General features: G+C 65.2%; 27 protein-coding genes. 14 read left to right on the plus strand and 13 right to left on the minus strand.

Annotated elements, in window-relative coordinates:
- Nucleotides 1-121: 121 nt before the first annotated feature.
- From argG to QCE64_RS19910, 3 genes are all read right to left on the minus strand, one after another.
- Nucleotides 122-1,453 carry an argininosuccinate synthase gene (argG, locus tag QCE64_RS19900; protein ID WP_309815133.1) on the minus strand — a complete coding sequence of 444 codons (1,332 nt, stop codon included), beginning with the start codon at nt 1,451-1,453 and terminating at the stop codon, nt 122-124.
- 147 nt (nt 1,454-1,600) lie between these two features.
- Nucleotides 1,601-2,263 carry a GntR family transcriptional regulator gene (locus tag QCE64_RS19905; protein WP_309815137.1) on the minus strand — a complete coding sequence of 221 codons (663 nt, stop codon included), beginning with the start codon at nt 2,261-2,263 and terminating at the stop codon, nt 1,601-1,603.
- 95 nt (nt 2,264-2,358) lie between these two features.
- On the minus strand, nt 2,359-3,309 hold the full coding sequence (locus QCE64_RS19910) for a LysR substrate-binding domain-containing protein (RefSeq protein WP_309932731.1): 951 nt from the start codon (nt 3,307-3,309) through the stop codon (nt 2,359-2,361).
- A gap of 165 nt (nt 3,310-3,474) precedes the next feature.
- On the opposite strand from QCE64_RS19910, the gene QCE64_RS19915 reads away from it, so the two are divergent.
- Genes QCE64_RS19915 through QCE64_RS19935 form a run of 5 tightly spaced genes read left to right on the plus strand, consistent with a single transcriptional unit; the run spans nt 3,475 to nt 8,658 of the window.
- The gene (locus tag QCE64_RS19915) at nt 3,475-4,140 is read left to right on the plus strand and encodes an aspartate/glutamate racemase family protein (RefSeq protein WP_309922697.1); all 666 of its coding nucleotides are present in this window, start codon (nt 3,475-3,477) and stop codon (nt 4,138-4,140) included.
- Nucleotides 4,137-4,877, plus strand: coding sequence for an amino acid racemase (locus tag QCE64_RS19920; protein ID WP_310005701.1), 741 nt, complete (start codon nt 4,137-4,139; stop codon nt 4,875-4,877). The genes QCE64_RS19915 and QCE64_RS19920 overlap by 4 nt, the downstream gene beginning before the upstream one ends.
- A 22-nt stretch (nt 4,878-4,899) precedes the next feature.
- The gene (gene hydA / locus QCE64_RS19925) at nt 4,900-6,399 is read left to right on the plus strand and encodes a dihydropyrimidinase (RefSeq protein WP_310005703.1); all 1,500 of its coding nucleotides are present in this window, start codon (nt 4,900-4,902) and stop codon (nt 6,397-6,399) included.
- A 29-nt stretch (nt 6,400-6,428) separates the two neighbouring features.
- Entirely contained in the window at nt 6,429-7,385 is a 957-nt protein-coding gene (locus tag QCE64_RS19930) for an N-carbamoyl-D-amino-acid hydrolase (RefSeq protein WP_310005705.1), read from the plus strand.
- A gap of 22 nt (nt 7,386-7,407) precedes the next feature.
- Complete coding sequence (locus QCE64_RS19935) at nt 7,408-8,658, plus strand: MFS transporter (protein WP_310005707.1); 1,251 nt, start codon at nt 7,408-7,410, stop codon at nt 8,656-8,658.
- A 34-nt stretch (nt 8,659-8,692) separates the two neighbouring features.
- Here QCE64_RS19935 and QCE64_RS19940 read toward each other — a convergent pair whose 3' ends face one another.
- Nucleotides 8,693-9,655, minus strand: a complete 963-nt coding sequence (locus tag QCE64_RS19940) for a helix-turn-helix domain-containing protein (protein ID WP_309922713.1) — start codon at nt 9,653-9,655, stop codon at nt 8,693-8,695.
- Nucleotides 9,656-9,760: 105 nt separating this feature from the next.
- On the opposite strand from QCE64_RS19940, the gene QCE64_RS19945 reads away from it, so the two are divergent.
- Nucleotides 9,761-10,705, plus strand: coding sequence for a cysteine synthase family protein (locus tag QCE64_RS19945; protein WP_310005709.1), 945 nt, complete (start codon nt 9,761-9,763; stop codon nt 10,703-10,705).
- Here QCE64_RS19945 and QCE64_RS19950 read toward each other — a convergent pair whose 3' ends face one another.
- The gene (locus QCE64_RS19950) at nt 10,706-11,446 is read right to left on the minus strand and encodes a DUF2278 family protein (RefSeq protein ID WP_310005711.1); all 741 of its coding nucleotides are present in this window, start codon (nt 11,444-11,446) and stop codon (nt 10,706-10,708) included.
- Between the two features lie 161 nt (nt 11,447-11,607).
- Here QCE64_RS19950 and QCE64_RS19955 point away from each other — a divergent pair, with 161 nt between their 5' ends.
- Nucleotides 11,608-13,278 (plus strand): fibronectin type III domain-containing protein, encoded by a 1,671-nt coding sequence (locus QCE64_RS19955; protein WP_310005713.1) that lies wholly within the window; start codon nt 11,608-11,610, stop codon nt 13,276-13,278.
- Here QCE64_RS19955 and QCE64_RS19960 read toward each other — a convergent pair.
- Nucleotides 13,230-13,436 (minus strand): hypothetical protein, encoded by a 207-nt coding sequence (locus QCE64_RS19960; RefSeq protein ID WP_310005715.1) that lies wholly within the window; start codon nt 13,434-13,436, stop codon nt 13,230-13,232. The genes QCE64_RS19955 and QCE64_RS19960 overlap by 49 nt on opposite strands.
- A gap of 107 nt (nt 13,437-13,543) precedes the next feature.
- On the opposite strand from QCE64_RS19960, the gene QCE64_RS19965 reads away from it, so the two are divergent.
- Nucleotides 13,544-14,395 (plus strand): CHAD domain-containing protein, encoded by an 852-nt coding sequence (locus QCE64_RS19965; RefSeq protein WP_310005717.1) that lies wholly within the window; start codon nt 13,544-13,546, stop codon nt 14,393-14,395.
- A 3-nt stretch (nt 14,396-14,398) separates the two neighbouring features.
- Here QCE64_RS19965 and QCE64_RS19970 read toward each other — a convergent pair whose 3' ends face one another.
- Entirely contained in the window at nt 14,399-14,881 is a 483-nt protein-coding gene (locus tag QCE64_RS19970) for an SLATT domain-containing protein (RefSeq protein ID WP_309922726.1), read from the minus strand.
- Nucleotides 14,882-15,511: 630 nt separating this feature from the next.
- Here QCE64_RS19970 and QCE64_RS19975 point away from each other — a divergent pair.
- Both QCE64_RS19975 and QCE64_RS19980 read left to right on the plus strand, forming a co-directional pair.
- The gene (locus QCE64_RS19975; RefSeq protein WP_309922728.1) at nt 15,512-15,892 is read left to right on the plus strand and encodes an NUDIX domain-containing protein; all 381 of its coding nucleotides are present in this window, start codon (nt 15,512-15,514) and stop codon (nt 15,890-15,892) included.
- Between the two features lie 72 nt (nt 15,893-15,964).
- A complete protein-coding gene (locus QCE64_RS19980; protein ID WP_309922731.1) occupies nt 15,965-16,501 on the plus strand; it encodes a YbaK/EbsC family protein in 537 nt (178 codons plus the stop codon).
- A 25-nt stretch (nt 16,502-16,526) separates the two neighbouring features.
- Here the strand turns inward: QCE64_RS19980 and QCE64_RS19985 are convergent, their stop codons facing one another.
- The 4 genes from QCE64_RS19985 to QCE64_RS20000 form a co-directional block, all read right to left on the minus strand.
- Nucleotides 16,527-17,546, minus strand: coding sequence for an alcohol dehydrogenase (locus tag QCE64_RS19985; protein WP_309922735.1), 1,020 nt, complete (start codon nt 17,544-17,546; stop codon nt 16,527-16,529).
- Nucleotides 17,547-17,613: 67 nt separating this feature from the next.
- Entirely contained in the window at nt 17,614-18,111 is a 498-nt protein-coding gene (locus QCE64_RS19990) for an Lrp/AsnC family transcriptional regulator (RefSeq protein ID WP_310005719.1), read from the minus strand.
- A gap of 34 nt (nt 18,112-18,145) precedes the next feature.
- The gene (locus QCE64_RS19995) at nt 18,146-18,871 is read right to left on the minus strand and encodes a haloacid dehalogenase type II (protein WP_310005721.1); all 726 of its coding nucleotides are present in this window, start codon (nt 18,869-18,871) and stop codon (nt 18,146-18,148) included.
- A 10-nt stretch (nt 18,872-18,881) separates the two neighbouring features.
- Nucleotides 18,882-19,607 carry a haloacid dehalogenase type II gene (locus tag QCE64_RS20000; protein WP_309922743.1) on the minus strand — a complete coding sequence of 242 codons (726 nt, stop codon included), beginning with the start codon at nt 19,605-19,607 and terminating at the stop codon, nt 18,882-18,884.
- A gap of 250 nt (nt 19,608-19,857) precedes the next feature.
- Here QCE64_RS20000 and QCE64_RS20005 point away from each other — a divergent pair, with 250 nt between their 5' ends.
- From QCE64_RS20005 to QCE64_RS20015, 3 genes are read left to right on the plus strand one after another with little or no spacing between them, the layout of a single operon-like run.
- Entirely contained in the window at nt 19,858-20,979 is a 1,122-nt protein-coding gene (locus tag QCE64_RS20005; protein ID WP_309922745.1) for a branched-chain amino acid ABC transporter substrate-binding protein, read from the plus strand.
- 18 nt (nt 20,980-20,997) lie between these two features.
- Entirely contained in the window at nt 20,998-22,005 is a 1,008-nt protein-coding gene (gene lhpH, locus QCE64_RS20010) for a trans-3-hydroxy-L-proline dehydratase (protein ID WP_310005723.1), read from the plus strand.
- Between the two features lie 13 nt (nt 22,006-22,018).
- Nucleotides 22,019-23,539 carry a glycosyltransferase family 39 protein gene (locus tag QCE64_RS20015; protein ID WP_310005724.1) on the plus strand — a complete coding sequence of 507 codons (1,521 nt, stop codon included), beginning with the start codon at nt 22,019-22,021 and terminating at the stop codon, nt 23,537-23,539.
- On the opposite strand, the gene gcvA is transcribed toward QCE64_RS20015, so the two are convergent.
- The gene (gene gcvA, locus QCE64_RS20020) at nt 23,536-24,447 is read right to left on the minus strand and encodes a transcriptional regulator GcvA (protein ID WP_310005725.1); all 912 of its coding nucleotides are present in this window, start codon (nt 24,445-24,447) and stop codon (nt 23,536-23,538) included. The two genes, QCE64_RS20015 and gcvA, sit on opposite strands and share 4 nt — an antisense overlap.
- A gap of 107 nt (nt 24,448-24,554) precedes the next feature.
- On the opposite strand from gcvA, the gene QCE64_RS20025 reads away from it, so the two are divergent.
- Complete coding sequence (locus QCE64_RS20025; protein WP_310005727.1) at nt 24,555-25,397, plus strand: EamA family transporter; 843 nt, start codon at nt 24,555-24,557, stop codon at nt 25,395-25,397.
- 7 nt (nt 25,398-25,404) lie between these two features.
- Here QCE64_RS20025 and QCE64_RS20030 read toward each other — a convergent pair whose 3' ends face one another.
- Nucleotides 25,405-26,439 (minus strand): alpha/beta hydrolase, encoded by a 1,035-nt coding sequence (locus tag QCE64_RS20030; RefSeq protein WP_310005729.1) that lies wholly within the window; start codon nt 26,437-26,439, stop codon nt 25,405-25,407.
- Nucleotides 26,440-26,553 lie beyond the last annotated feature (114 nt).

Raw genomic sequence — 26,553 nt, forward strand, 5'->3', positions numbered from 1 at the left:
TTCAGGGCGTGACAGGTGCGTGACACGCGGCGCATCGGCATAAAAAAACGGCCACCGGTCCGAAGACCGATGGCCGTATCTCTGCGCTTACCGCTGCCGCCGTTGCGGCGGCAGCAAAAACTTACTCTTCGCTCTTCAGCTGCGGCAGCGCCGACGCTTCGCCCGGCGTCAGCAAGCCAACCTGCGAGTAGATGCGCAGCTTGTCGCGCGTATCGGTGATGTCGAGATTGCGCATCGTCAACTGGCCGATGCGGTCACGCGGCGAGAAGGTCGACGCAACCTTTTCCATCGAGAGGCGTTCCGGCTGATACGTGAGGTTCGGGGACTTCGTGCTGAGCAGCGAGTAGTCGTTACCGCGACGCAATTCCACCGTCACTTCGCCGGTGATTGCGCGCGCGACCCAGCGTTGCGCCGTTTCGCGCAGCATGATGGCTTGCGGATCGAACCAGCGGCCCTGATACAGCAGACGGCCGAGACGGCGGCCATTCTCGCGATACTGCTCGATGGTGTCTTCGTTATGAATGCCCGTCACGAGCCGCTCATACGCGATGTACAGCAGCGCGAGTCCCGGCGCTTCATAGATGCCGCGGCTCTTCGCCTCGATGATGCGGTTCTCGATCTGGTCGCTCATGCCGAGACCATGACGGCCGCCGATACGGTTCGCTTCCAGCAGCAGTTCCACGGCATTCGGGAAGGTCTTGCCATTCAGCGCGACCGGCTGGCCTTCCTCGAAGCGAATGGTGACTTCCTCGCGGTCCACCTTCACGTCATCGCGCCAGAACGCCACGCCCATGATCGGGTTGACGATGCGGATGCCGCTTTCCAGGCTTTCCAGATCCTTCGCTTCGTGCGTGGCGCCGAGCAGGTTCGAATCCGTGGAATAGGCCTTCTCCGCCGACATCTTGTACGCGAAGCCCGACTGGCGCATGAACTCCGACATCTCGGAGCGGCCGCCGAGTTCGTCGATGAACTGCTGATCCAGCCACGGCTTGTAGATCTTGAGATCCGGGTTCACGAGCAGACCGTAGCGGTAGAAGCGCTCGATATCGTTGCCCTTGTACGTGGAGCCGTCGCCCCAGATGTTGACGCCGTCTTCCTTCATCGCGGCGACCAGCATCGTGCCCGTCACGGCGCGGCCGAGCGGCGTGGTGTTGAAGTAGGTGACGCCCGCCGTCGAGACGTGGAACGCGCCGCTTTGCAGCGCGGCGATGCCTTCGGAAACCAGTTGTGCACGGCAGTCGATCAGGCGCGCACCGGCGGCGCCATATTCGGTCGCGCGGCGCGGGATCGAATCGTAGTCGTCCTCGTCGGGCTGGCCGAGATTCGCGGTGTACGCGTACGGCACGGCGCCTTTCTGCTTCATCCAGTGAAGCGCGGCGCTGGTATCGAGACCGCCGGAGAATGCAATGCCGACCTTCTGGCCAACGGGGACACTTTCGAGAATTGTGCTCATGAGCAAATACCGTCTAAATCGACAAAAGGAAAACGTGGGCGGACTGCCGAGTATCGGCGAAGCACCGACAGATGACAAGTTTGCCGGAAATGGCTCGAGAACCGGTCGGTAGAAACTACCTCGTGCCGCCGGTTCCTCAATGACACCCTATTCGGCCAGCTCGGCAGGCTCCGGAAACAGCGCGATGAAATCCAGCATCTGTTCGCCCAGCAGATTGACGTGCGCGGACATCGCCTTGTCGGCGGCATCGCCGTCACCGCGTTCGATGGCGCCGATCACCTGCTCGTGCTCATCGACGGTATCGAGCCGCCGGCGCACCTTCTGCGTGACCATCTTGCGGTAGATCGACACCCGGTTGCGCAGGCCGCGCGTCTGGTCGGCGAGAAACTCGTTCTGGCTCGCCTCGTAGACGATCTCGTGGAAGCGCCGGTTGATCTCGTAGAACGCATCGACGTGGTTCGAATCGAGCGTCTCGCGCAGTTCCGCTTGCGTGTCGCGCAGGCGCTGGATCTGCTGCGGCGTTGCCCGGCGCGCGGCGAGGCGCGCGCACAGGCCTTCGAGTTCGGCCATGACCTGGAACATTTCGAGCAGCTTGCGGGCCGAGAGCGCCGCCACCATCGCGGGCTGGCGCGGCCGCATCGTGATCAGCGCTTCCGACGCCAGTTGCCGCAGCGCCTCGCGGATCGGCGTGCGCGAACATTCGAATCGCTCGGAAAGCTCCGTTTCTTCCAGCCGCGACCCGGGCGGCAGTTGCCCCGACAGGATTTCGCGCTCAAGCGTCGTCAAAATCTCGTCCGCTCGGGTGGTCATGTGTATCTCCAGAACCCATTGCCTGTATTTCTTGCGGGCTAGATTGTCGCATGAAACGGTGCCCGAGCCGTCCGTGAAGATGCCTCGGGCGGGCTTCAGCCGGGTTTCGGCGCGCGCCGCGGCGCCAGGTGCTGCTTCAGCACCGCGTCCAGGATCTCGACGAAGCGCCGCGCCGCGTTCGAGAGCGGCTCGACATGCGAATACACGAGGCTCGCCGTCAGCCGGTGCGAGCCCTCCGCGCGCAGGGGCACGACATCGAGCGCGTCGCGCATGGCGTCGTCGATACAGAACGGATCCACGATCGCCACGCCCACGCCTTCCCTGGCGAGCGTGCAGGCGCTGATGGCCGAGCGCACGCGCACGACCGGCTCCGGCCTGCGCTCGTCGCTGAAGACCGTGCCGACAATGCGCCCGAGCGGGGTGTCGTGTTCATAGTCGATCCACGGCAGCGCCGCGATCTGCTTCGGCTCGAGCGCGCGCCGCTTCCCGAGCGTGCCCTTGCGCGCGACGCACAGCACCTGGCCGCTTTCCATCGGCACGGTGACGATGTTCGGATGCTGAACCTCGAACATCGACACGCCGATCGTGCCCTTGCCGAACAGCACGCGCGGCACGAGGTGATTGTGGGTGAGCGGCTCGAACGAAACGGGCAGTTTGCGGAACTCGGCATGAAAGCGCGCGATGGCGAGCGGGACCAGATGCACGCCCAGACTCGGGCTGCATACGACGTTGAGCGTGCCGCTCGAACCATCCGAGAGCGCGCGCACGAGATCGTCCACCCGTTCGATGCCTTCATACGCGCGCATCACCTCTTCGAAGATGCGCTTGGCTTCCGGGGTCGGATACAGGCGTCCGCGCGTGCGCTCGAACAGCAGGAAGCCGAGCCGTCGCTCGGTCACTTGCAGCACACGGCTCACCGACGGCTGCGCCACGTACAGCGAGCGCGCCGCCTCGCTGATGGAGCCGGTCATCATGATCGCGCGGAAGACCTCGATCTGACGCATGCTCATCGTGCGGGAATGGGGAGAGGCGTCGTCGTAGTTCATTTCTCGTGAGCATCGGCGTGGCGTTGGCCCGGCAGTTTAACGCGCCCGCCACGCAGCCATGCATTGCGTCTATGGGATACCAAATTTGGACTATTTCACAGCGCGGAGCCCCGTTGATATCGTGCGAATCAAGTTGGTCTATTCACGTTTTCTTGGCGCCGAGTCATGTCAGCTCCCATTTATTTCCTGAATCCGAATGGTCTCGCCGACGTCACGCGCGACATCGAGCGGACCGTCCGCGCCCTGCGCGCCGGCGACGACGCGCCCGTCGCGTTCGACACGCTGCACGCCGTGCCGGGCGGCATCGTGACCCAGCGGGATGCGGACCGCGCGGCCGTCGCGGTCGCGAATTTCGTCGAGCAGCACGACGCGCACGCGGCGGCTTTCGTCATCGCCTGCTTCAGCGATCCGGGCCTGCACGCCGCCCGCGAAATCACGCGCCGGCCGGTGATCGGCATCGGTGCGGCGGCCATGGCGAGCGCGCTTTCACTCGGCTCGCGCGTCGGCGTGATCGCGGCCAGCACGCGCGGCATGCCGCGCCACTGGCGGGCGTATCATGCTGCCCGCATCGGTGCGGCGGTGGCGGGCGAACGTGCGGTCGGACTGAGCGTCGAGGAATCGGGCAACCGTGCACTGGCGCTCGACAAGCTGATCGCGACCGGCCGTGCCCTGTGCGAAACGGACGGCGCGGACGCCATCGTGCTCGGCTGCGCCGGCATGACGCCCTTGCGCGCCGGACTCGAAGCGGCGCTCGGCGTGCCGGTGATCGATCCGTGTTCGAGCGCCGCCGCTCTGGCCTTCGCGGTGTGCCGCGAGCGGGGTGACGCATGAATGACATCGCAGCGCCGCTGCCGCGACTGGGCGTGCTCGGCGGCATGGGCCCGCTCGCCACGGCGGATTTCCTCGTCAAGCTGATCCAGGCGACGCCCGCCGCGTCCGATCAGGAACACATGCCGGTCATCGTCCACAACGTGCCGCAAGTGCCCGACCGCAGCACGGCGTTCCTCGCCGGTTCGGACGCGCCCTGGCCGCATCTGCTCGACGGCCTGCGCACGCTGGAACGCGCGGGCTGCGCGGCGATCGCGATTCCGTGCAATACCGCGCACGTGTGGCATCAGCGGCTGGCGGAAGCGAGCACGCTGCCTGTGCTGCATATCGGCGAAGCGGCGCTGGCTGCGCTGACGCGCCGCTATCCGCGGGCGCGCCGCGTGGGCATCCTGGCGACGGCCGCGACGCTCAAGGCGCGCATCTATCACGATCAGCTGGCGGCGCGCGGCATCGAGGCCATTGAACCGGACGAGGCGATGCAGGCGATGTATGTATCGGCGGGCATTGCGGCAGTGAAGGCCGGCCGGCTCGACGACGCCCGCGCGCTCTTGTCCGCTGCGGCGGACGCGCTGGTCACGCGCGGCGCCGATGCGCTGCTGCTCGCCTGCACGGAAATCCCGGTGGCGCTGGCCGGCGCCGCCTATCATGCGATCGACCCGACCGACGCGCTCGCGCGCGCCTGCGTCGACTGGTGGCTCGCGGCGCGCGCGGACAGCGCGCAACTTGCCGCGCAACCCTGAATTTTCAAGCGGATGACAGTTCATGCAGCAGTTTGATCTCACGATACGCAACGGCCGCGTCGCCTCCGACGAAGCGGTTTTCGAGGCGGATGTCGGCATTGTCGGCGACCGGATCGTCGAAGTGGCGCGCGGCCTGCCCGCCGGCAAGCGCGACATCGACGCCACCGGCAAGTACGTGCTTCCGGGCGGCATCGATACGCATTGCCACGTCGAGCAGCGCTCGGGCATGGGCATCATGGGCGCCGACGACTGGTATTCCGCAAGCGTCGGCGCGGCGTTCGGCGGCACGACGATGATCGTGCCCTTCGCCGCGCAGCATCGCGGACATTCGCTCAAGCAGGTGGCGGAAGAGTACGCGGCGCTCGCAACGGCGAAGTCGGTCATCGACTGGAGCTATCACCTGATCGTCTCCGAGACGGACAAGAAGACGCTGCAGGAAGATCTCGTCGAGCAGATCCGCAAGGGCATCACGTCGTTCAAGGTCTACATGACCTATGAGCAGCTCAAGATCGACGACTATCAGATGCTCGACGTGCTCGCGCTCGCCGCCCGCGAACGCGCGCTCGTGATGGTGCACGCCGAGAACAACGACGTGATCCGCTGGGTCTCGCAGAAGCTGCTGGAAAACGGCCGCAGCGCGCCGAAATATCACGCGACGAGCCACGTGGCGCTGGCCGAGGCCGAAGCGACGAACCGCGTGATCCAGCTCTCGAAGCTGTTCGACGTGCCCGTGCTGATCGTGCACGTGTCCGCGCGCGACGCACTCGCGACCATCGGCGCGGCGCGGCGCATGGGCGCGCAGGTGTACGGCGAAACCTGTCCGCACTACCTGCTGCTGACCGAAGACGCGATGGACCTGCCCGGCGTGGAAGGCGCGAAGTATTGCTGCAGCCCGCCGCTGCGCGACGCGGACGCACAGGAAGCGCTGTGGACGGCGTTGAAGGACGGCGTGCTGCAAACCGTGTCGTCGGATCACGCGCCCTATCGTTTCGATGAAACCGGCAAGCTGCCGCACGGCGACGCCACCACCTTCAAGCAGATGGCCAACGGCATGCCCGGCCTGGAAGCGCGCCTGCCGCTGCTGTTCTCGGAAGGCTTCGTCAAGGGCCGCATGACGCTGCCCGAGTTCGTCGCATTGAGCGCGACGAATCACGCGCGCATGTACGGCATCGCGCCGCGCAAAGGCCTCGTGCAGGCGGGCGCGGACGCGGACATCGCCGTGTGGGACCCGCAGCATCAAGTCACGCTGACGGCCCCGGCGCTGCATGACCGCGTCGGCTACACGCCGTATGAAGGCATGACGGTGACCGGCTGGCCGCGCACCGTGATCAGCGCGGGACGGGTGATCGTCGATGACGGCGTGCTGCATGCACAGCCCGGCAGCGGCCGCTTCGTCCCGCGCTCGACGCCGCTGCCCTTCCAGAACGAACGGGAAGTCTCGGCGCGCGGCCAGTTCTTCCGCGCACTCGCCGACGGCAACGCCGAAGGCCACGCCGGCTTCGGCTACACCGACAAGCACTGAAACCGCATCACACAAGGAAACAGGAAGTCATGAGCAAGTCACGCAAAATCGGTCTCGCGGTCGCGCAAATGGGCCCGGTCCATCTCGCCGACGACCGTCAGGCCGTCGTCAAGCGCCTGGTCGAGATGCTGAACGAGGCCAAGGCTCGCAGCGCGAAGTTCGTCGTGTTCCCGGAACTGGCGCTGACCACGTTCTTCCCGCGCTACTGGATGAGCCAGGAAGCGGCCATTGAACGCTTCTTCGAGCGCTCGATGCCGAACCCGGACGTGCAACCGCTCTTCGACGCCGCGCGCAACGCAGGCATCGGCTTCTATCTCGGCTATGCGGAACTGACCGCGAAGGGCGAGTGCTTCAACACGGCGATCATCGTCGATGACAACGGCAAGATCGTCTCGAAGTATCGCAAGACGCACCTGCCGGGCCATTCGGATCACAAGCCGGACGCCCCCTTCCAGCATCTGGAGAAGAAGTTCTTCGAAGTGGGCAACACGGGCTTCCCGGTGGTCGAGACGATGGGCGCGAAGCTCGGCATGTGCATCTGCAACGACCGCCGCTGGCCGGAAACCTGGCGCGCGATGTCGCTGCAAGGCGCGGAACTCGGCGTGCTCGGCTACAACACGCCGTCGCTGAACATCCACTGGCCGGAGCCGGTGCATCTGCGCATGCACACGCATCTCGTCTCGCTGCAGGCGAGCGCCTATCAGAACGCGATGTGGATCGGCGCCGCCGCGAAGTGCGGGAAGGAAGACGGCTTCCACATGATCGGCGGCTCGGTGATCGTCGCGCCGTCGGGCGAGATTGCCGCCCAGAGCGTGAGCGAGGAAGACGAAGTGATCTTCGCCAACATCGATCTCGCACTCGGCGACACCTTCCGCGAACACGTCTTCAACTTCGCGAAGCATCGCCGGCCGGAACACTACGGGCTGATCGTCGAGCGCACCGGCGCAGGCGAGCCGCTGCCGCACGATCCCGACGCAATCAACTGATGCGTCCACGAGGAGACCACTCATGAACCAACCTCTCGACCACACGGCCGAGGGCGCGCGCAGCGCCCCGCCGAAGTCGATCTTCGGGCCGCCGCACATCCGCGCGCTGGTCGCGTCCATTTCCGGCTACGCGATGGACGGCTTCGACCTGCTGATCCTCGGCTTCATGCTGAGCCTGATTTCGGCGGACCTCGGCCTCACCTCGGCGCAGGCCGGCTCGCTCGTGACGTGGACGCTGGTCGGCGGCGTCGCGGGCGGCATCGGCTTCGGCGTTCTGAGCGACTATCTCGGCCGCGTGCGCGTGCTGACCTACACGATCCTGCTGTTCGCCGTGTTCACCGGGCTGTGCGCGTTCGCGCAGGGCTATCACGACCTGCTCGCGTACCGCTTCATCGCGGGCCTCGGGCTGGGCGGCGAGTTCGGTATCGGCATGGCGCTCGCCATCGAAGCCTGGCCGGCTGAAAAGCGCGGCCGCGTCTCGTCGTACGTGGGCATGGGCTGGCAGATCGGCGTGCTGATCGCCGCCATCGTGACGCCGATCCTGCTGCCGCATATCGGCTGGCGCGGCATGTTTCTCGTCGGCCTCGCGCCCGCCGTGCTGTCCTTCGTGATCCGCAAGGCGATCGGCGAGTCCGAGATCTTCATCGAGAAGGCCGCCCGCAAGCGCCACGAGTTCCCCCTCAAGACGCTGTTCCGCGACCGCGAGACCACGCGCCGCAGCATCGGCATGATCATCATGTGCTCGGTGCAGAACTTCGGCTACTACGGCCTCATCATCTGGATGCCCGGCTATCTGACGAAGGCCTTCGGCTTCACGCTCGCGAAGTCGGCGACGTGGACGGCGGCGTCGATCCTCGGCATGCTCGTCGGCATCTGGATCTTCGGGCAGCTGGCGGACAAGATCGGCCGCAAGCCGACCTTCGTCATGTACCAGATCGGCGCGCTCGTGATGGTGTTCATCTACTCGCGCATGACCACGCCGGAGGCGCTGCTGATCGGCGGCATGGTGGTGGGCATCTTCGTGAACGGCATGATGGGCGGCTACGGCGCACTGATGGCCGAGCTCTATCCGACGCATGCACGCGGCACCGCGCAGAACGTGCTGTGGAGCATCGGGCGGGCCGTGGGCGGCTTCGGACCGCTGGCGATCGGCGCGGTGGCGAGCTACTACTCGTTCGGCATCGCGATCGCCGCGCTGGCGTGCATCTATATCGTCGATGTCATCGCGACTCTCACGCTCATTCCCGAGCTGAAGGGCGTCGAGCTCGAATGATGTAACGCCTGGAGGCGCGCCGCCATGCGCGCCTTCAGCGCCGATCCGCGCGCATCTCCCTTACGCCGTGTCCGAGCTTGCGGCGCAGCAAGGTGCGCAGGGTCGCGGAATCCGCATACCCCACCTCACTCGCGATCTTCTCCAGATCGCATCCCGCCGACACGAGCTGCCGCGCGCGCTCGATCCGCAAATCCTGAAAGAACGCCAGCGGCGACTTGCCGAGCACCGCCTCCGTGCGCCGCTGCAAGGTGCGCGGCCCGACGCACAGCGCGCTCGCCGCGTCATTGAGCGAGAAGCCCGCCGAAAGGTGCTCGCGCGACCAGCGTTCGAAACGCGCGATCAGCGGGTCCGCGTGCGCGACGTAATCCGGCACGATGTAATGCGCCTGCGACGCGCGCTGGTCGATCAGCAGGAAACGCGCGACCATCGTGGCCAGTTCGGGACTGGCCTGCCGCACGAGCCACAGCGCGAGGTCGAGATGACCCATCGCGGAACCCGCCGTCACGACGCGCCGCGACGCGACCACCATGCGCGAATCGTCCAGATCGACTGCCGGAAAGCGCTGCCGGAACGCGGGCGCGAGCGACCAGGTCGTCGTGGCCAAGCCGTGATCCAGCAAGCCCGCCTCCGCGAGCACGAAGGTGCCGGTACACGCTGCGGCAACGCCGATGCCTTGCGCATGCCAGCCGCGCAGATGGCCGATCGCTTCGCGCACGTCAGGGCGCGCCAGTGCGGCGAGCAGCGGCTCGGGCTGCTTGGCGTTGAGCGCGGGCAGCACGACCCAGTCCGGCTGGCGCACTTCGGCGACCGGTTCGGGCTGTGTCGAAAAGCCCAGCGCCGTGCGCACGCGCCGCCGCACGCCGACCAGGTTGAACTCGAATGGAGCAGCCGTGCTGCCCTGCGCAGCGGCCAGCTCGTTGGCCGTGCCGAGCGTGTCCAGCAGCGCGGCCAGTCCGGTATCGAACACGCCATCGAGCGCCAGGATGGAAAGTCGCATGTCGCAAATGATGTCGATAATGTCATTTGCGACTATATTCCGCGCGTGCCCGGACGTCTAGACTGCGAAGTATTCCAGCTCGATCTCACCGACCCCGGCACGCACATGGACCTCGCTCCGCATTCCGTTCTCGACACCATCGGCAACACCGCGCTGCTGACGCTGCGCCGCGTCGTGCCGTCCAATGGCGCGCGCATTTCGCTGAAACTGGAAAGCCAGAATCCGACCGGCAGCATGAAGGACCGCATCGCGCTGGCGATGATCGACGCGCCCGAGCGCGACGGCCGTTTGAAGCCCGGCGGCGCGGTGGTCGAATACACCGGCGGCAGCACCGGCGTGTCGCTCGCGCTGGTGTGCGCGGTGAAACAACATCCGCTGCATCTCGTAAGCTCGGACGCGTTTTCGAAGGAGAAGCTCGATCACATGCGGCTGCTCGGCGCGCGGCTGACCATCGTCCCGAGCGAGAACGGCAAGCAGACGGAGAAGCTCACGCGCGACATGATCCGCGAGGCGCATCGCATCGCGGAAGAAACCGGCGCGTACATCACTGCGCAGATGGAGAACACGGACCAGCTTCACGCGTACACGAAGATGGGCGACGAAATCTGGCGGCAGACAGAAGGCCGCATCGACGCCTTCGTGCAGAGCGTGGGCACGTCTGCCTCACTGCGCGGCATCTCGGCGACCTTGCGCGGCCATGACGCCCGCGTGCGCGTGGTTGGCGTAGAGCCGGCGGAGTCCGCCGTGCTGTCGGGCGGGCCGAGCGGCGCGCACAAGATCGACGGCATTGGCGCGGGTTATGTCGTGCCGCTGTGGCATGACCGCATCGCGGACGAACTCGAACGCGTCTCCACCGATGACGCCCGCGCCATGGCCTTTCGCCTCGCCGCCGAGGAAGGGCTGTTCTGCGGCACCTCGACCGGCGCGAACGTCACGGCGGCCTTGCGCGTGGCCGAGCGTCTCGGGCCGGATGCGCACATCGTCACCATCATGTGCGATACCGGCATGAAGTACCTGAAGTCCTACGCGCGAACCCTGGATGCCGCTTAGCTAGCCCAGGATCGGATGCGATGTGCCGGGGATCGGGTAGCCGCGATTGTCGGTGGGCACGAGCTGCGTCTGGAACGCGACGAACAACGCCTGGAACTTGCCGTCCACTTCCACCATCACGGCGCCGTCCTGGAAGACGCCGTTCTCGTTCGAGTGGTCCCTGACCTTGCTGCCTTTCGCGGGCTTCGGATTGCCCTGGTTCATGTGCGTTTCGTGAAGGCCGTCCTTGTCCGGTTCGAACAGGAAGCCGAAGCCGTACACCGTGACGTCCTTCGTCGGCTTCCAGCCGCGCCGGTTGTCTTTATACGTCGGCGTCGGATACACATAGGGCACGCCGTCGCCCGACATGTCGAGCTGCAACATCTCGTTGAGCAACTCGTTGATGTCGTTGTGCTCGCCTTCCTCGTCGAGCGCGATGGGGCGCATCGCACTCAGGTCGACGAGTTTCGTATCGTGCACGTAGTCCAGCTTCGGGAAGTTCGACGTGGACACGCCTGCCGCGATCTTCTCGAGATCCGCGGTCATCGGATGCTCGAAATACTGATTCCACTGATAAAGCACGAAGTAACCTTCGGGGCCGGTCAGCGTGCTGTCCGACTTCACGTTGGTGACGATGCGGAACTCATTGCCCTCCTGATCCTCGCTGACGATCACATAATGCGGATCGCCTTTGTAACCCTGCAGAAAGGGAACGCCGAGCGTGACCTTGCCCTTGAAGAGAACGTATTCGTTGCGTGCCATGAGCATGACTCCTGAAGTGGTCCGCTTTCATTGGAGCGCGCGCGTATGACAGCGTTCCGTTCGATGCACGGATGAACTCGTGCAGTGTCACGGCACGGTCATGCCGATGACAATAATGTCTCGTGACACGGCGAATCTTCCCCACGACGAGACATACGCACATGGTCACGAAGAACCCGCAAGACTCCGCACCGCTCGCCTCGCGCCGCGGCTTCCTGAAGTTCGCGGGCGCCTCCGGCCTCGCCACCGCAGCAGGCGCAATGAGCCGCTCTGCTACGGCAACGACGGACACGCCGGACGGCACGCCCGAACAGATCCACCTCACTTGGGGCGAGGATCCGTCGAGCGAGGTGATCATCAGCTGGGCGTCGCTCGCACAGGCCACTGCGCCGCGCGTGCGGCTGCAATCGGACGATGGCCACGCCCACATGATCCATGCCGTGCAGCGCACTTACACGGATGGCCTCAACGGCGAGATCGTGTGTACTTATCATGCGCGGCTGCGCGACCTGCGTCCGGATACTCAATACCACTACGAAGTCACCGCCGACAACGACAGCAACGCCGGCCAGCCCTTCACGTCGAGCTTCCGCACGGCGCCGCGCGGACGGCACGCGTTCCGCTTCACCAGCTACGGCGACCTGGCGACGCCGAACACGAACTGGGTGCTGTCGTCGCCGCAGAGCCGCTTCGCGGTGCAGGCGGTGGAGCGCTTCGAGCCGCTGTTCCATCTGCTCAACGGCGACCTCTGCTACGCCAACCTCAACCCCGCGAGCCAGCCCGACGTGTGGCGCGACTTCGGCAACAACGCACAGACGTCCGCCGCGAACCGTCCGTGGATGCCGTGTCCGGGCAATCACGAGATCGAGTTTCACAACGGCCGGCAGGGCTTCGATTCGTATCTGACGCGCTACACGCTGCCTGACAACGGCACGCGTTTTCCGGGCCGCTGGTATAGCTTCCGCGTGAGTTCGGTGCTGTTCATCTCGCTCGATTCCGACGACGTCGTCTATCAGGACGGCGCCGCCTTCGTGGCCGGACCCAATCCGCTGGTGCCCGCCGCGAGCACCGGCAATCCGCCGATCGCCCCCGGCACCTCGTTCTATGTGCGCGGCTACAGCCAGGGCGAGCAGAGCCGCTGGCTCGAAAAGACCTTGCGCGAAGCCTCGCATGACGACGGCATCGACTGGATCATCGTGCAGATGCATCAGGACGCGCTTAGTTCGTCGAAGACGGGCAACGGCTCCGACAAGGGCATCCGCGAAGCGTGGCTGCCGCTGTTCGACCGCTATGGCGTCGATCTCGTGCTGTGCGGCCACGATCACGACTATGAACGCAGCCATCCGGTGCGCGGCTGCAATCATCACGCGGGCCGTGACGCCGTGACGGGCGAACGCGTCGATACGCTGCAGCCGCGTCCCGTACACGGCTCGCCGCGCGCCAACGATCCGATCGATACCTCGCACGGCACGGTGCATCTGATTCTCGGCGGCGGCGGCACCAGCGCGCCGCTCGATGTCTACGGCACTGATACAGGTACCGGCCTGCCGCAGGCGCAGGTCTTCACGAAGCCGAACCGGCCCGTACCCGGCACGACGGCGGGCACGTTCGTGCGGCCTGTCGCGGATGCCGTCGAGGACGCGATCTGGTCGGCGCAGCGTGACACCGGCACGGGCTATGGCATTGCCGTGTTTGATCACGATCCGGGCGAGCACGGCGGCCGCACTTCCATCACGATCAACTACTATCACGCCCCCGGCGCGGACAAGACGCCCACGGCGGACTACGCGCTTTTCGAAACCATCGTGCTGGAGAAGCGGCGCGGGCGTTGATCCTCCACGCCGGTCACGTCGTTCTCTTCAAGGGGGACGCTGAGACCGGCGTCCGCTTCGGCCGGACGGACGAGCAACACGAGCAGTTGAGGCTTGACACCATCGCCGTGCGGGGCGAAAAGTGCGTGAAGCGGCAGAAGCGGCAGAAGCGGCAACATGGCTGAACCTCTTTTAGCGGGGAGTCGAGCCGACATCCTGGCGCCGGCGCGGTCCTGCGGCACCCTGTTTGTTGCTATGTCATTGTCTGCAACGTTCGGTACGTTTCTTGCCCTTATCTCCATTCCGCAAGACTAGGGACACCGACATGAAAAAGGGAAACAATGGCGCGTTAGCGGAATCGAGCTTCTCCACTTATGCCAATCCGCTGATCGGCGAAGCGTCCGCGCAGGCCACGGTGCTCGAAGACAGCACGGACGCCGAGGAACTGCACAAGCTGCGTGTTGCACTGCGGAGGCTGCGCACCTTGCTGTGGGCGTATCGACCGATTCTGAAGAAGGATTTCGACGACCAGCAGCGCGCCCTCCTGAAGTATCTGGCCAGCGCGGCAGGCAATACGCGCGACTGGGACATCCTGATCGAACTCGTCGACAAGAAAAGCAGCGCGCCCTTGCTCGATGCCTTCCGCGAACAACGCAGCGCAACTGCCGCAAAAAGCCGCGATACGCTCTCGCACGCGAAGCTCAAGCAGATGCTGCACGAGTCGCTGAGCGAGGCGAACCGCGAACTCAATACGGCGGCGCAACGCACGCCGCTGACCCAGTTCGCCCGGAAGCGCGTGACGGCTGCGGAAAAACAACTGAGCAAACGCATACGCTCGGCCGCGAAGGCGAAGGGCAAGGACTACGCGCAGCTGCACGATGTACGCAAGGCTGGCAAAAAGGTACGCTATCTGGTCGAGTTCTTCGAGCCGCTTCTCGGCGGCAAGCAACGCAAGACGCTGAAGGGCCTCAAGCGGATGCAGAAGCGCTTCGGGGCGTTGAACGATGTCGTCGCAAGTCGCGCGCTGCTGGAACAGCATCTCGACGCGCTGCCGGATGGCGCGGCCGCACAGAAAGCGCTGCGCTCGCTCAAGAAGGAGCAGAAGCGGCGCATGAAGGCCGCTGTGCGCTTGCTGTAAGGCTTATCCGCGCGCGACGATCCCGCGCGGCAAATGTGGCGCATTCTGCGCAATCTGATCGAGTTCGTCGCGCACGCCTTCGATGTCGCGCATGTCGTGCAGATAGGGATCCGCTGCGTGGATCGCTTCCAGGCGGCGTCTCACGGCGCCGTACTGCGCCCCCGCGCGCCGGTGCAATTCGGCGCGCTCGCTGTAGCGCAGAAAGGTCTGCAAGGACGCGAGCACGGCGGCGCCGATACTCGTCAGCCCGATCACGATGCGCAACTGCGGCGAGATGGCGGTAGCGACGAGCGAGAGAAAAGCCGACGTGCCCGTAGCGGTCGTGATGCCGATGACAGCCAGTCCGAGCTTCCTGCCGCTTGCGGTCAGACGGTCGGCCATCGTGTAGTGACGGATCTGCGATTCGCGGGCTCGTCTGATCCAGTTCAGCACCAGCGCCCGCGCGTCCTGCGGCGGCTCACAGGTTTGATGTAACGGTTCGGTCATGGTCCATGCAGGGCTTGAGTGAAACCCAGTGTAGCGTTCGACCGTGGACAAACCGTGTCCCTGTCTCGCGTCTTTAAGCGTGCCCGAAGGCGTCCGCGAATTCACTGGACAGAAGCCGAAAGCGACGCTTCTTCGGGCAATTGAATCGCGCATGGCTGCGTACACTTCTTTACATGGCGCAACGCACCGCGCCAGCAAAAGCGAAGCGATATTCACTGAGCAAACCGGCTTACCCTCAACTTTCTTACCGGTTGCAGCAGGTGTCGTAGTCGCAGAAGTACCGGAGTGGTTGCAGCAGATGGAGTGGCGTTGTCGGGGAATGTGCCGTTTAGAAGTCGCAGTGATAGCAGTAACAGCAGTCACAGCAGTCACAGCACAAAAACAGCAGGTGTCACAGACGTACCGGTAGACGTAAAAAACTTGCCCCGGCCGAGCGCATCCGCCGGGGCTTTTCTTTGGGTCGACGGCTTCTACGTTCAAGGAAGGGTCATGCAGCGCCGAACACGGCTATCGGTGCAAAAGATCGTGCAAGGTGCTCCACAAGAAAATTCGCCTTGGGTACACTAGCTGCTGCCCGACAGGGCGAGACCCTGCCAACGGTAACGCGAGAACAAAAACATCGGAGCGAATTTGAGGAAACGAGCCACGGTCGTCTGCCGAAGAGGCAAACGCATTCTGCTGGTCGCGCGGCGCGAATCCAAATGGGCGCTGCCCGGCGGCATCCTCAAGCGCGGCGAAGACCTTTCGGATGCCGCGCTCCGCGAGCTGAAGGAAGAAACCCGCCTGTCGGGCAAGTCGGCCAAACATCTGTTCAACTATCGCGGCGACCAGAAACATCACCACGTGTTCTTCTGCGACATCTCGAAGAGCGCAAAGGCACGGGCCAGCAATGAGATCGCGCGTTGCCGCTGGGTGCATGTCGACGAAATCGCGCGGCTCGCCACCAGTTCGCCTACCAAGGTCATCGTCAAGATTCTCGGCGAGAAGCGCAACGGCGCACGCGGCAAGTAGCTTAGAAGCGTCGCGGACGCGCATCGGTTACCCTGAGAACCTTCTGCGTCCCACACGCCTGCCTGACCGCCCATGAACACGCCCCAAGACGACTACGCGCTCAATCTCGACCACATGTCCGCCGCTGACATCGCGGCGACGCTCCCCGCCAGCGTGCTTGCCACGCTGCACGGCACCGACATCACCGTGTTCCGCGTTCCCGACGACGCCTCCGACACCGCCGCATGCAGCGAGCGCTTCGGCATCGACCTGGAGGATTGCGCGAACACCATCGTCGTGCGCTACAAGAAGGATGGCGGCGAACAATACGCGGCGATCGTCACGCTGGCTTCGAAGCGGCTCGACGTGAACGGCGCGGTCAAGCGCGCACTCGGCGCGCAGCGTATCTCGTTCGCGTCGCGCGAAGTGGCCACCGAACACTCCGGCATGGAGTATGGCGGCATCACCGCGTTCGGCGTGCCGGCCTCATGGCTCGTGCTGGTGGAAGCCGCCGTCATGGAGCGCGCGCGCGTGGTCATGGGCGCGGGCGTGCGCGAGGCGAAGCTGCTGCTGTCGCCGCAACAGCTGCTCGCGCTGCCCAACGCGACGGTCGCGCCGCTCGCCACCTGAACCCGTAGACAGACGCGCTACCGGCTCACTTGCCCGGCGTGAGCACCACCCTGAAGCGCGCCTTGCCACTCATCATGCGGTCATAGGCTTCGGCCGCGCGCGACAGCGGATATTCCTCGATCATCGGCTTCACGCCGGACAGCGCGCTGAACGCGAGCGTCTCCTGCGAATCCGCCGCGGTGCCTGACGGCCAGCCCTGCACCGAGTTGCGCCCCATGATGAACTGCGTGATCGGCACCTCGACCGGTTCGTCGGAGATGCCCACCATGATCATCTTGCCGTTCAGTCCGAGCCCGCCGATGGCCGCATTCATCGCGCGGCCGCTCGTCGCTGTCGCCAGGATCACGCGCGCGCCGCCCAGCGCCTTCAGTTCATCGGCGACGTTCTGCGCTTCGCTGTCGATGTAGTGATGCGCGCCCAGTTCCTTCGCCAGCGGCGCCTTGTCCTGACCGCGCGCGATCGCCACGGTCTCGAAGCCCATCTTGCGCGCGAACTGCACGCCCAGATGCCCCAGCCCGCCGATGCCCAGCACCGCGACCACATCGCCGGCGCGCGCGCCGCTGTTGCGCAGCGCATTGAAGGTGGTGATGCCGGCGCAGAGGAGCGGCGCGGCATCGACGTCGGCGAGATCGTCGGGCATGCGCGCCAGCGCTTCCTGCGGCGCCACCATGTAGTCGGCATAGCCGCCGTCATAGCTGATGCCGGGCACGAGCGCCTTCTGGCAAAGCACGAAGTCGCCATGGCGGCAATGCTCGCAATGACCGCAGTGTCCGCCGTGCCAGCCCACGCCGATGCGCTGCCCCTGCTGCCATCCTTCGACGCCCGCCCCGAGTTTCTCGATCACGCCCGCGATCTCGTGTCCCGGCACGCGCGGAAACTGGAGTCCGGGCCACAGCCCTTCTTTCGTCAGCGAATCGCTATGACAGATGCCGCACGCCTGAACCTTGATGAGCACATGGCCTTCCGGCGGTTCTGGCACGTCGCGTTCGACCACTTCGAGCGGACCATTCGCTTGCGCCACCTGCACTGCCTTCATCTTCGCCATGGCTTGCTCCTGTCAAAGAACTTCAGAATAGGATGCCGTCCGGCGTTTTGAAAGCTCGGGGGCGCGCTCAGCGCTCGTCGTCGGCGAGCAGCGACGCCAGCGGCACCGTATGCCTGACGAACGGCGAGCGAATGACGATATAACTGAAGTATTTCTCGATGCCCACGTTCCGGTCGACAAGCTTCTCGATCACCTCCTGATAGTGACCGATATCCTTGACGAGAAACTTGAGCAGGTAGTCATAGCCGCCGCTGACGAGATGACACTCGGTGACTTCCTCGACATCGCGCAGATTGGCCTCGAAGCGCACGAAGTCTTCACGGCGGTGATCGTGCAGCATGATCTCGGTGAAGACCGTCACCGTGCTCGTGAGGCGCGTCAGATCGAGATGCGCGCCATAGCCCGCAATGATGCCCGCCGCTTCGAGCCGCCGCACGCGTTGCAGACACGGACTCGCCGACAGCCCGACCACGCTCGCGAGATTCGCGTTCGTGATGTTGCCGTTCTTTTGCAGTTCGGCCAGGATCCTGATGTCGATGCGGTCCAGCTTCTGTCGGTGGTTCATGTCGTGCGGGATCGATGGGCGCCACGCGGCTGCGTCAGCCTTCGGCGAGTTCGGCGTGATGCGCCGTGACGAGTTGCGCCATGCTCGTGAACTTGAAGTCGACGGCGGGTTCCGTGAGCGTCTTCACGGTCGCGCCGAAGCCGCGCTGCTCGAAGCGCCGGTGAATCCAGCAGCCATGCATGCCGTATTCCTCCGCCGGAAGCAGATCATGATAATTGCTGTCCGCCACGTGCAGCGTTTCCCCCTTGTCCACGCCGAGCCGGGCCAGCACGTCGAACAGATAGTCGAAGTTGCGGCGCGCCGGCTTGTAGGAACCCACGTCCTCGGCGGTCACGATGGCGTCGAACTCGACACCGAGCTTGCGCTTGCTCGCCTCGAAGCTCGCATTGTCCACGTTCGAGACGATGACCAGCCTGAAATACTTCTTCAGATACTGAAGCGTGCTTGCCGAGTCCGGAAACGCGGGCCAGTCGCCGACCGACGCGCCATAAGCGACGGCCTCGTCCCACGCATAGCCGACCTTCCATTCTTCCGCCACGCGCTTGTACACGATTTCCAGCAAGCGGTTGTAGGCGAGATCGGGCGTGAGCAACTGCTGCTTCGATTCGTGACGCGCATGCGCTTCCAGAATCTGATCGCGCGTGAGCGTGACGGGAAGCCGCGCCGCCAGCTTCGTCAGCCCGGCGGCGATGCCGGCTTCCCAGTCGATCAGCGTGCCGTAGCAATCGAATGTCAGTGCCTTGAACTCGGTGAGCCGCACAGCCTTCTCCTCATGACTGAGCCAACGCTTCGCGATGCGCCTGCGCGAGTTCCGCCATGCTGTTGAAGCGGAACGCGATAGTCGGCTGCGCGCCCGGATCCATGGTTGCGCCGAAGCCCGGCTGCGCATGCCGCCGATAAATCCAGCACGACGTCAGACCGAATGCATTGGCCGGCTTGTGATCGTGGAACAGGCTTTCGGCGGTATGGAGAATCTTCTCCTTGGCGATGCCGCGCTCGCCCAGCTTCTCGATCAGGTACTCGAAATTTCGCGGCGACGGCTTGTACGAACCGACGTCTTCCGCCGTGATGATCGCATCGAACGTCACTTGCAGCTTCGTGTTGCTGTGCGTGAAGCTCTCGTTGTCCACGTTGGACAGGATCACGAGCTTGTAATGCTGCTTCAGATACTGGAGTGCTTCCGCCGAATCCGCGAAGGCCGGCCAGTGCCGAATGGAACGGCCATACGCGATGCATTCCTCGTGCGTATGCGGCACGCCCCATTCCTCGGCCAGACGCTTGTACACGATGGGCAGCAGATCCTGATAACGCTTCGCCGGCGTGTACTTTTGCTGCGCGGATTCATGCCGCGCGTGCGCTTCCAGCACCTGATCGCGCGTCAACGAAGGCTTCACGCGTTCGAGCAGCGGACGCAGCCCTTCGAAGATGCCGCTTTCCCAGTCGATCAGCGTGCCGTAGCAGTCGAAAGTGAGGGTGTCGAAGTCGGTGAGTTTCACGGTCGCTCCTGTCTGATGGCGAGGGGTGGAGCAGTCAGTGTAGTGAGACGTGGCGGCAGCCGGAGCCGATGTTGCTCGCTGCAACCGCAGCTTGTGCGGTTCGTGGCCCGTGCCGCAGCAGATTCTGCTGCACGTGCGCAAGCGGGCTTCGTGACCTTACCAGAACGACCGGTCGAATTTTTAACTGCTTGAGAGCCCCATCCATCTGCACTACATTGGTGTTCCTTCGAAACCGTCTGGAGACGAGTCCATGCGCTATCCCGTCCTTGCCCTGGCTGCCGTATCCGTTTTCTCCGTGGCCGCGTCCGCCGCCGCGCAGGAGGTCGTCACGTTCGGCCACTCCGCGCCGCTCACCGGCCCGCAGGCGCCGAACGGCAAGGACAACGAGAACGGCGCGCGGCTCGCCATCGACGAACTGAACAAGGCGAACATCAGCATCGGCGGCAAGAGCGTGACCTTCAAGCTGGATTCGCAGGACGACCAGGCCGACCCGAAAGTTGGCGTGCAGGTGGCGCAGAATCTTGCCGATCACAACGTGCTCGCCGTGCTCGGGCCATATAACTCGGGCGTCGCGATTCCGGCCTCGCGCGTCTACAGCACGGCGGGCATTCCGCTGCTGCCGGTGGCGTCGAACCCGGCGCTCACGAAGCAGGGCTTCAAGAACATCTTCCGCATCGGCGCCAGCGACGAGCAACTCGGCGGCACCATGGGCGAATTCGCCGCGAAGACGCTGAAGGCGAAGACCGCCGCGATCATCGACGACCGCACCGCGTACGGCCAGGGCGTCGCCGAGCAGTTCGAGAAGGTGGCGAAGGCGAATGGCATCAAGATCGTCGACCAGCAGTTCACCAATTCACAGGCCACCGATTTCCTCGGCATTCTCACGGCGATCAAGTCGAAGAATCCCGATGTGATCTTCTTCGGCGGCTATGCGTCGCAAGGCGCGCCAATGGCCAAGCAGATGAAGCAGCGCGGCATCCGCGCGAAGCTGCTCGGCGGCGACGGCATCTGTTCCGCCGACATGGGCAAGGTCGCGGGCGAGGCGGCGTCCATCGTCTATTGCGCGCAGGGCGGCGTGGCGCTGGACAAGACGCCGGAAGGCCGCGCCTTCCTGAAGAAGTACCAGGATGCCTATCACACGGACACGCAGGTCTACGGCGTCAATTACTACGACGGCGTGAAGATGCTCGCCGACGCCATGGTCAAGGCCGGCACCACCACCGACAAGGCGAAGCTCATCGCGCAACTGGCGAAGGAGAAGTACAAGGGCGTCGCGGGCACCTATTCGTTCGACGCCAGCGGCGACCTGCAGGGCGCGCCTACCACGGTCTACATGATCCGCAATGGCCTGCCCGTTCCCTATGCTCAATAAGTCTCACCGCACAACGCAATGAAACTCTCCCGATCCATTTCGACCGTCGAAGTCCATACCGGCGGCGAGCCGTTCCGCATCGTCACGAGCGGCCTGCCGCGTCTGCCCGGCGACACCATCGTGCAGCGCCGCGCCTGGCTGAAGGAACACGCCGACGACATCCGCCGCGCGCTGATGTTCGAACCGCGCGGCCATGCGGACATGTACGGCGGTTATCTGACCGAACCGGTATCGCCGGAAGCGGACTTCGGCATCATCTTCCTGCACAACGAAGGCTATAGCGATCACTGCGGACACGGTGTCATCGCGCTGGCCACGGCGGCGGTCGAACTGGGCTGGGTGCAGCGCACGAGCCCGGAGACGCGCGTGGGCATCGATGCGCCGTGCGGCTTCATCGAAGCGTTCGTGAAGTGGGATGGCGATCACGCAGGCTCCGTGCGTTTCGTGAACGTGCCGTCCTTCATCTGGAAGCGCGACGTGACCGTGGACACGCCGAGCTTCGGCACGGTCACGGGCGACATCGCGTACGGCGGCGCGTTCTACTTCTACACCGATGGCGCGCCGCACGACCTGCCGGTGCGCGAGTCATCGGTGGAGCAGCTGATCCGTTTCGGCGCGGAGGTGAAGGCAGCGGCCAACCAGGCGTTTCCGCTCGCGCATCCGGACATTCCGGAGATCAATCACATCTACGGCACGATCATCGCCAATGCGCCGCGTCATCCCGGCTCCACTCAAGCCAACTGCTGCGTGTTCGCGGACCGCGAAGTGGACCGTTCGCCGACCGGCTCCGGCACGGGCGGGCGCGTCGCGCAGCTCTATCTGCGCGGACAGCTCGGCGCGGATGAAACGCTGGTGAACGAGTCGATCGTCGGGACCGTGTTCAAGGGGCGCGTGCTGAAGGAGACCATGGTGCACGACTTTCCGGCGGTCATTCCGGAAATCGAAGGCGAGGCGTATATCTGCGGCTTCGCGAACTGGATCATCGACGAACGCGATCCGCTGGCCTACGGGTTTCTGGTGCGCTGAGGCGCGTCGGCCGATGGAACGCGCGCGTGGCAAGCCCGGCGCAAGCGGCGACTTCGTCGTGCTGATGCTGCTGGGCATTGCGCTGTTTCTGCTGCACGCCTTCACCAACGGCCGCTACGGCTTTCATCGCGACGAATTGTCGACGCTCGAAGACGCCCGCGCGCTCGCGTGGGGTTATGTCGGCGTGCCGCCGGTCATGCCGTTCCTCGCGCATGTGGTCACAACGCTGTTCGGGCCGTCGCTCGTCGGGCTGCGAGTCTTTTCCTCGCTCGCGATGAGCGTGGCGCTCGTGCTCACCGGACTGATGGCGCGGCACATGGGCGGAACCCGCTTCGCTCAGACCGTGGCCGCGCTCGCCGCCGCAATCAGCAGCGTCGCCCTGAATGCGGGCAGCCTGTTCCAGTACGTCAGCCTCGACTACCTGTGCTGGGTGGCGGCGGCGTACTGTTTGTTGCGCGTGCTGTCGTCCGATGATCCGCGCGGGTTCATCGGCGTCGGCATCGCGGTCGGGCTCGGCTTGCTGACCAAGTACACGATGTCGTTTCTCGCGGCGGGCATCGTCGCCGGCGTGCTGCTCACGCCCGCGCGGCGGCATCTGCGCAGTCCGTGGCTGTGGAGCGGCGTGGCGCTCGCGGGGGTGATCGTGCTGCCGCATCTCGTCTGGCAGATCCGGCATGACTTCATCTCGCTCGACTTCCTGGAAAGCATCCATCAACGCGATGTCGCGCGGGGCCGCACCGCAGGCTTCCTGTCCGGCCAGTTGTGGATCGCGGCAAGCCCGTTCACGCTTCCGTTGTGGCTCGCCGGGCTCTACAGCGTGCTGTTCGGCGCGGACAGCATGCGTTTCCGCGCAATCGGCTGGATGTTCGTCGTGCCGCTCGTCCTGTTCATGGTCGCGCACGGCCGCGACTACTACATGGCGCCCGCCTATCCGATGCTGCTGGCCGCCGGCGCCGTCTGCGGCGAGCGCGCGTTGGCCGCCCTGGACGCGCGTCGGGCACGCATCGCCGGCATGTGCGTGTGGACGCTGCTCGGGTTCGGCGGCGTGTTGGGCGCGGCGCCCGTGCTGCCGGTCGCGCCGTTGGGGTCGGCATGGTGGCGCAGCGCCGACCGCCTCAACGGCGGCAACTTCAACGAGGAACTCGGCTGGCCGGAACTTGCGCAAGCCGTCGTGCGCGTCCGCGATGCGCTGCCCGCCGGGCAGCGCGCGAGCGCAGGCATTCTCGCCGCCGATTCGGCCCAGGTCGCCGCGCTCAGACTCTATGGCGCGCGCGACGGCCTGCCGCCGGCGATCTCCGGCACCAATACGAACTGGTTTCGCGGCTACGGCAATCCGCCGCCGCAACCGCTGATCGTCGTCGGTGTGCCGGATGATTTCGGACAACGCGAACTCGTCGCGTGCCGGATCGCCGGGCATGCGGACACGCCGCTGGGCATTACAAACAGCTCGATGCGCCAGCGCGACATTTACGTCTGCGACGGTCCGCGTCAACCGTGGCCCGCGTTCTGGCGCGCGGTGAAGCGCTACGGCTAACGCGCCGTCTGTTCCCGCGCGCACGCGTCGCCCTCGCGTTCCAGCCACGAACGGAACAGCACGATCAGCCGTTCGTCCTGACGGCCTTCCGCGACATACGTGCAGTACGTACGCGACGGCAAGCGCGGCGCGTCGAACGGTGCGATCAGCCGGCCCGACGCGAGATCGTCGGAGACGAGCGCCGTTGGACCCATCGCGATGCCCATGCCGTCGACGGCCGCCTGCAAGGTCAGATAGAAATGGTCGAAGCTCATGACGGCGGCCGGACGCAGCGTCGGCACTTCGGCTTTCGCGAGCCAGTCGGGCCACACGCGCGGCAGACTCGACGCGTGCAGCAGCGTGTGCCATTCCAGATCCTGCGGAACCCGCAGCGGCACGCGGCGCAACAGCGCCGGACTGCACACCGGCAGGCGCTCTTCGGCGAGGAACGGCTGCATCGCATAGCCGTAGAAGGTGTCCGGACCACCGCGTATCACGATGTCGTGACTCTCCTTCAGCGCCTCGACCGGTTCGTTCGACGTCTCCACCCTCACTTCGACATCCGGATGCGCGCGGCGGAAGTCTTCGAGTCGCGGCACCAGCCAGCGCAGCACGAAGGTCGCGGGCGCATTCACGCTGAGCGTGCGGCTCACGGCTTCGGACAGTCCATAGCGGGCGGTGGCCTGCGACAGTTGATCGAACAGCGGTCCGATCTGCCCGAGATAGGCCTCGGCGGCGGGCGTCAGCGCAACGCGCCGGTTATGGCGCTCGAACAGCGGCGCGCCGAGCCACGCCTCCAGCAAACGCACTTGCTGGCTCACCGCGCCTTGCGTGACGTGGAGTTCGGCGGCGGCCTGCTTGAAACTGCCGAGCCGTCCGGCGGCTTCGAAGGCACGCAACGCATTCAACGGCGGCAAGGTCCGGTTCATCTTCAGGAGAGATTTTCTGACGCGACATCCGAAGATAAGTGGTTTGTGAGCGGCTTACAAGATAGTTATTCTCTTGAATACGCCAATCACAGCCCGAAAGCACGCTCATGCTCAGTTATACCGGTGGCGTTGTCCTGCTCGCCGCCCTGCTCCATGCAAGCTGGAACGCGATGTTGCACGGCAATCGCGACCGCTTCTTCTCGATGACCTGGATGAGCATCGCCATCGGCGCGGTATCGCTCGTCGCGGTGGTGTGGCTGCCGTTGCCGGCCCCGGCAGCGTGGCCGTATGTGATCGCGTCGGGACTCGTGCACGTGGTCTACAACGTGAGCCTCGTGCGTTCGTACCGGCGCGGCGATCTCGCGCAGGCGTATCCCATCGCGCGCGGCTCGTCGCCGCTGCTCGTCACCCTGGGCGCGGCGCTGTTCGCGCATGAGGGCATCGGCGCGCTTCGCGTGCTCGGCATCGCGCTGATCTCGGCCGGCATCATGGCGCTCGCGCTGCGCGGGCGGCACGTCTCGCGCGCGGGCGCGCTCGCGGCGCTGACCACCGGCGTGACCATCGCGGTCTATACCGTGATCGACGGCATCGGCGTGCGGCTCTCGGGCGATCAGCCGTTCGCCTACACGGCGTGGATGTTCCTCTTCTACTGGTTCATGCCGCTGATCTTCGTCGTGCGACGCGGCGCCGATGCCATCTGGAAGCCCGTCTTCGCCGCGCCGATGTCGGTCGTCTCGTCGATTGCGGGCGGGCTTGTCTCGATTGCCGCGTACGGCATCGTCATCTGGGCGATGCAGTCGGGCGCGATGGGCGCCGTGTCCGCATTGCGCGAAACCAGCGTCGTGTTCGCGGCGCTGATCGGCCGTGTGTTCCTGCGCGAGAACGTCGACGCGCGGCGCTGGATCGCCTGCGTGGTGGTCGCCGCGGGCGCGGTGTGTCTCGGGCTTTGAACGGCCGTTACATGCGAGCGACGTCGATCACCGCATCGGCGAAGGCGCGCGGCGCTTCCTGCGGCAGGTTATGCCCGATTCCGCCCGTGATCGTCCGATGCTCGTACTTCCCCGTGAACTTCTTCGCATAGTCTGCCGGCGCGGGATGCGGCGCACCGTTGGCATCGCCTTCCAGCGTGATGACCGGCACGCCGATGGACGGCCCCTTCGCGAGTTGCGCCTCGAGCGCGTCGTATTGCGGCTCGCCGTGCGCCAGCCCGAGCCGCCAGCGATAGTTGTGAATCACGATGTCCACGTGATCCGGATTGCCGAACGCCGCGGCTGAACGCGCGTAGGTCGCGTCGTCGAAGTGCCATTGCGGCGACGCCGTCTGCCAGATCAGCCGGTTGAAATCGTTCCGGTTGGCGTCATAGCCCGCGCGGCCGCGTTCGGTCGCGAAGTAAAACTGATACCACCACGACAGCTCGGCCTGCGGCGGCAGTGGCGCCTGGTTCGCCTGCTGGCTGCCGATCAGATAGCCGCTCACGGAGACCATCGCCTTGACGCGCCCCGGCCACAGCGCCGCGACGATGTTCACCGTGCGCGCGCCCCAGTCGAAACCGCCCAGCACCGCATGCTCGATCGAGAGCGCATCCATCATCTCGATCACATCGCGCGCGAGCACGGCCTGCTGGCCGTTGCGCGGGGTATCGGCGGACAGGAAGCGCGTCGGGCCATAGCCGCGCAGATACGGCACGACGACCCGATAGCCCGCTGCGGTCAGCATCGGCGTGACTTCGGCGTAGCTGTGGATGTCGTACGGCCAGCCGTGCAGCAGGATCACGACCGGCCCGTTGCGCGGCCCCGCTTCGGCATAGGCGATGCTGAGCGTCGGGGTCGCGATATGCTTCAGGTGCGTGAAGCTTTCCGGCAACGCGGGTGCGGGAGCGTTCCGCGCTTCCGCCGCCTCGACGAGCCCGCTCAGCCCCATCTCAAGCAAGCCGATGCCGGCGACGGCGGTGCCGAGCAGACGGCGGCGGCGGTTATCGATGCGGTCCTTCATGATCTTTTCCTCTCGTTGTCAGGTCTATTCGGCGAGGGATCATTTGAAGCGCCGTACGTATCCGCCGTGTGTCGAGACGCGCGGCGCGTGCAACGCACTGTGTCGGCGGATCGG

The sequence above is a fragment of the Caballeronia sp. LZ043 genome (genome assembly GCF_031451075.1).
Classification (GTDB): domain Bacteria; phylum Pseudomonadota; class Gammaproteobacteria; order Burkholderiales; family Burkholderiaceae; genus Caballeronia.

Excerpts from the sequence above, each read along its gene's own strand:
- argG (WP_309815133.1), bottom strand. The coding sequence starts at position 1,453 with ATGAGCACAATTCTCGAAAGTGTCCCCGTTGGCCAGAAGGTCGGCATT.
- QCE64_RS19905 (WP_309815137.1), bottom strand. The coding sequence starts at position 2,263 with ATGACCACCCGAGCGGACGAGATTTTGACGACGCTTGAGCGCGAAATC.
- QCE64_RS19910 (WP_309932731.1), bottom strand. The coding sequence starts at position 3,309 with ATGAACTACGACGACGCCTCTCCCCATTCCCGCACGATGAGCATGCGT.
- QCE64_RS19915 (WP_309922697.1), top strand. The coding sequence starts at position 3,475 with ATGTCAGCTCCCATTTATTTCCTGAATCCGAATGGTCTCGCCGACGTC.
- QCE64_RS19920 (WP_310005701.1), top strand. The coding sequence starts at position 4,137 with ATGAATGACATCGCAGCGCCGCTGCCGCGACTGGGCGTGCTCGGCGGC.
- hydA (WP_310005703.1), top strand. The coding sequence starts at position 4,900 with ATGCAGCAGTTTGATCTCACGATACGCAACGGCCGCGTCGCCTCCGAC.
- QCE64_RS19930 (WP_310005705.1), top strand. The coding sequence starts at position 6,429 with ATGAGCAAGTCACGCAAAATCGGTCTCGCGGTCGCGCAAATGGGCCCG.
- QCE64_RS19935 (WP_310005707.1), top strand. The coding sequence starts at position 7,408 with ATGAACCAACCTCTCGACCACACGGCCGAGGGCGCGCGCAGCGCCCCG.
- QCE64_RS19940 (WP_309922713.1), bottom strand. The coding sequence starts at position 9,655 with ATGCGACTTTCCATCCTGGCGCTCGATGGCGTGTTCGATACCGGACTG.
- QCE64_RS19945 (WP_310005709.1), top strand. The coding sequence starts at position 9,761 with ATGGACCTCGCTCCGCATTCCGTTCTCGACACCATCGGCAACACCGCG.
- QCE64_RS19950 (WP_310005711.1), bottom strand. The coding sequence starts at position 11,446 with ATGGCACGCAACGAATACGTTCTCTTCAAGGGCAAGGTCACGCTCGGC.
- QCE64_RS19955 (WP_310005713.1), top strand. The coding sequence starts at position 11,608 with ATGGTCACGAAGAACCCGCAAGACTCCGCACCGCTCGCCTCGCGCCGC.
- QCE64_RS19960 (WP_310005715.1), bottom strand. The coding sequence starts at position 13,436 with ATGTTGCCGCTTCTGCCGCTTCTGCCGCTTCACGCACTTTTCGCCCCG.
- QCE64_RS19970 (WP_309922726.1), bottom strand. The coding sequence starts at position 14,881 with ATGACCGAACCGTTACATCAAACCTGTGAGCCGCCGCAGGACGCGCGG.
- QCE64_RS19980 (WP_309922731.1), top strand. The coding sequence starts at position 15,965 with ATGAACACGCCCCAAGACGACTACGCGCTCAATCTCGACCACATGTCC.
- QCE64_RS19985 (WP_309922735.1), bottom strand. The coding sequence starts at position 17,546 with ATGGCGAAGATGAAGGCAGTGCAGGTGGCGCAAGCGAATGGTCCGCTC.
- QCE64_RS19990 (WP_310005719.1), bottom strand. The coding sequence starts at position 18,111 with ATGAACCACCGACAGAAGCTGGACCGCATCGACATCAGGATCCTGGCC.
- QCE64_RS20005 (WP_309922745.1), top strand. The coding sequence starts at position 19,858 with ATGCGCTATCCCGTCCTTGCCCTGGCTGCCGTATCCGTTTTCTCCGTG.
- lhpH (WP_310005723.1), top strand. The coding sequence starts at position 20,998 with ATGAAACTCTCCCGATCCATTTCGACCGTCGAAGTCCATACCGGCGGC.
- QCE64_RS20015 (WP_310005724.1), top strand. The coding sequence starts at position 22,019 with ATGGAACGCGCGCGTGGCAAGCCCGGCGCAAGCGGCGACTTCGTCGTG.
- gcvA (WP_310005725.1), bottom strand. The coding sequence starts at position 24,447 with ATGAACCGGACCTTGCCGCCGTTGAATGCGTTGCGTGCCTTCGAAGCC.
- QCE64_RS20025 (WP_310005727.1), top strand. The coding sequence starts at position 24,555 with ATGCTCAGTTATACCGGTGGCGTTGTCCTGCTCGCCGCCCTGCTCCAT.
- QCE64_RS20030 (WP_310005729.1), bottom strand. The coding sequence starts at position 26,439 with ATGAAGGACCGCATCGATAACCGCCGCCGCCGTCTGCTCGGCACCGCC.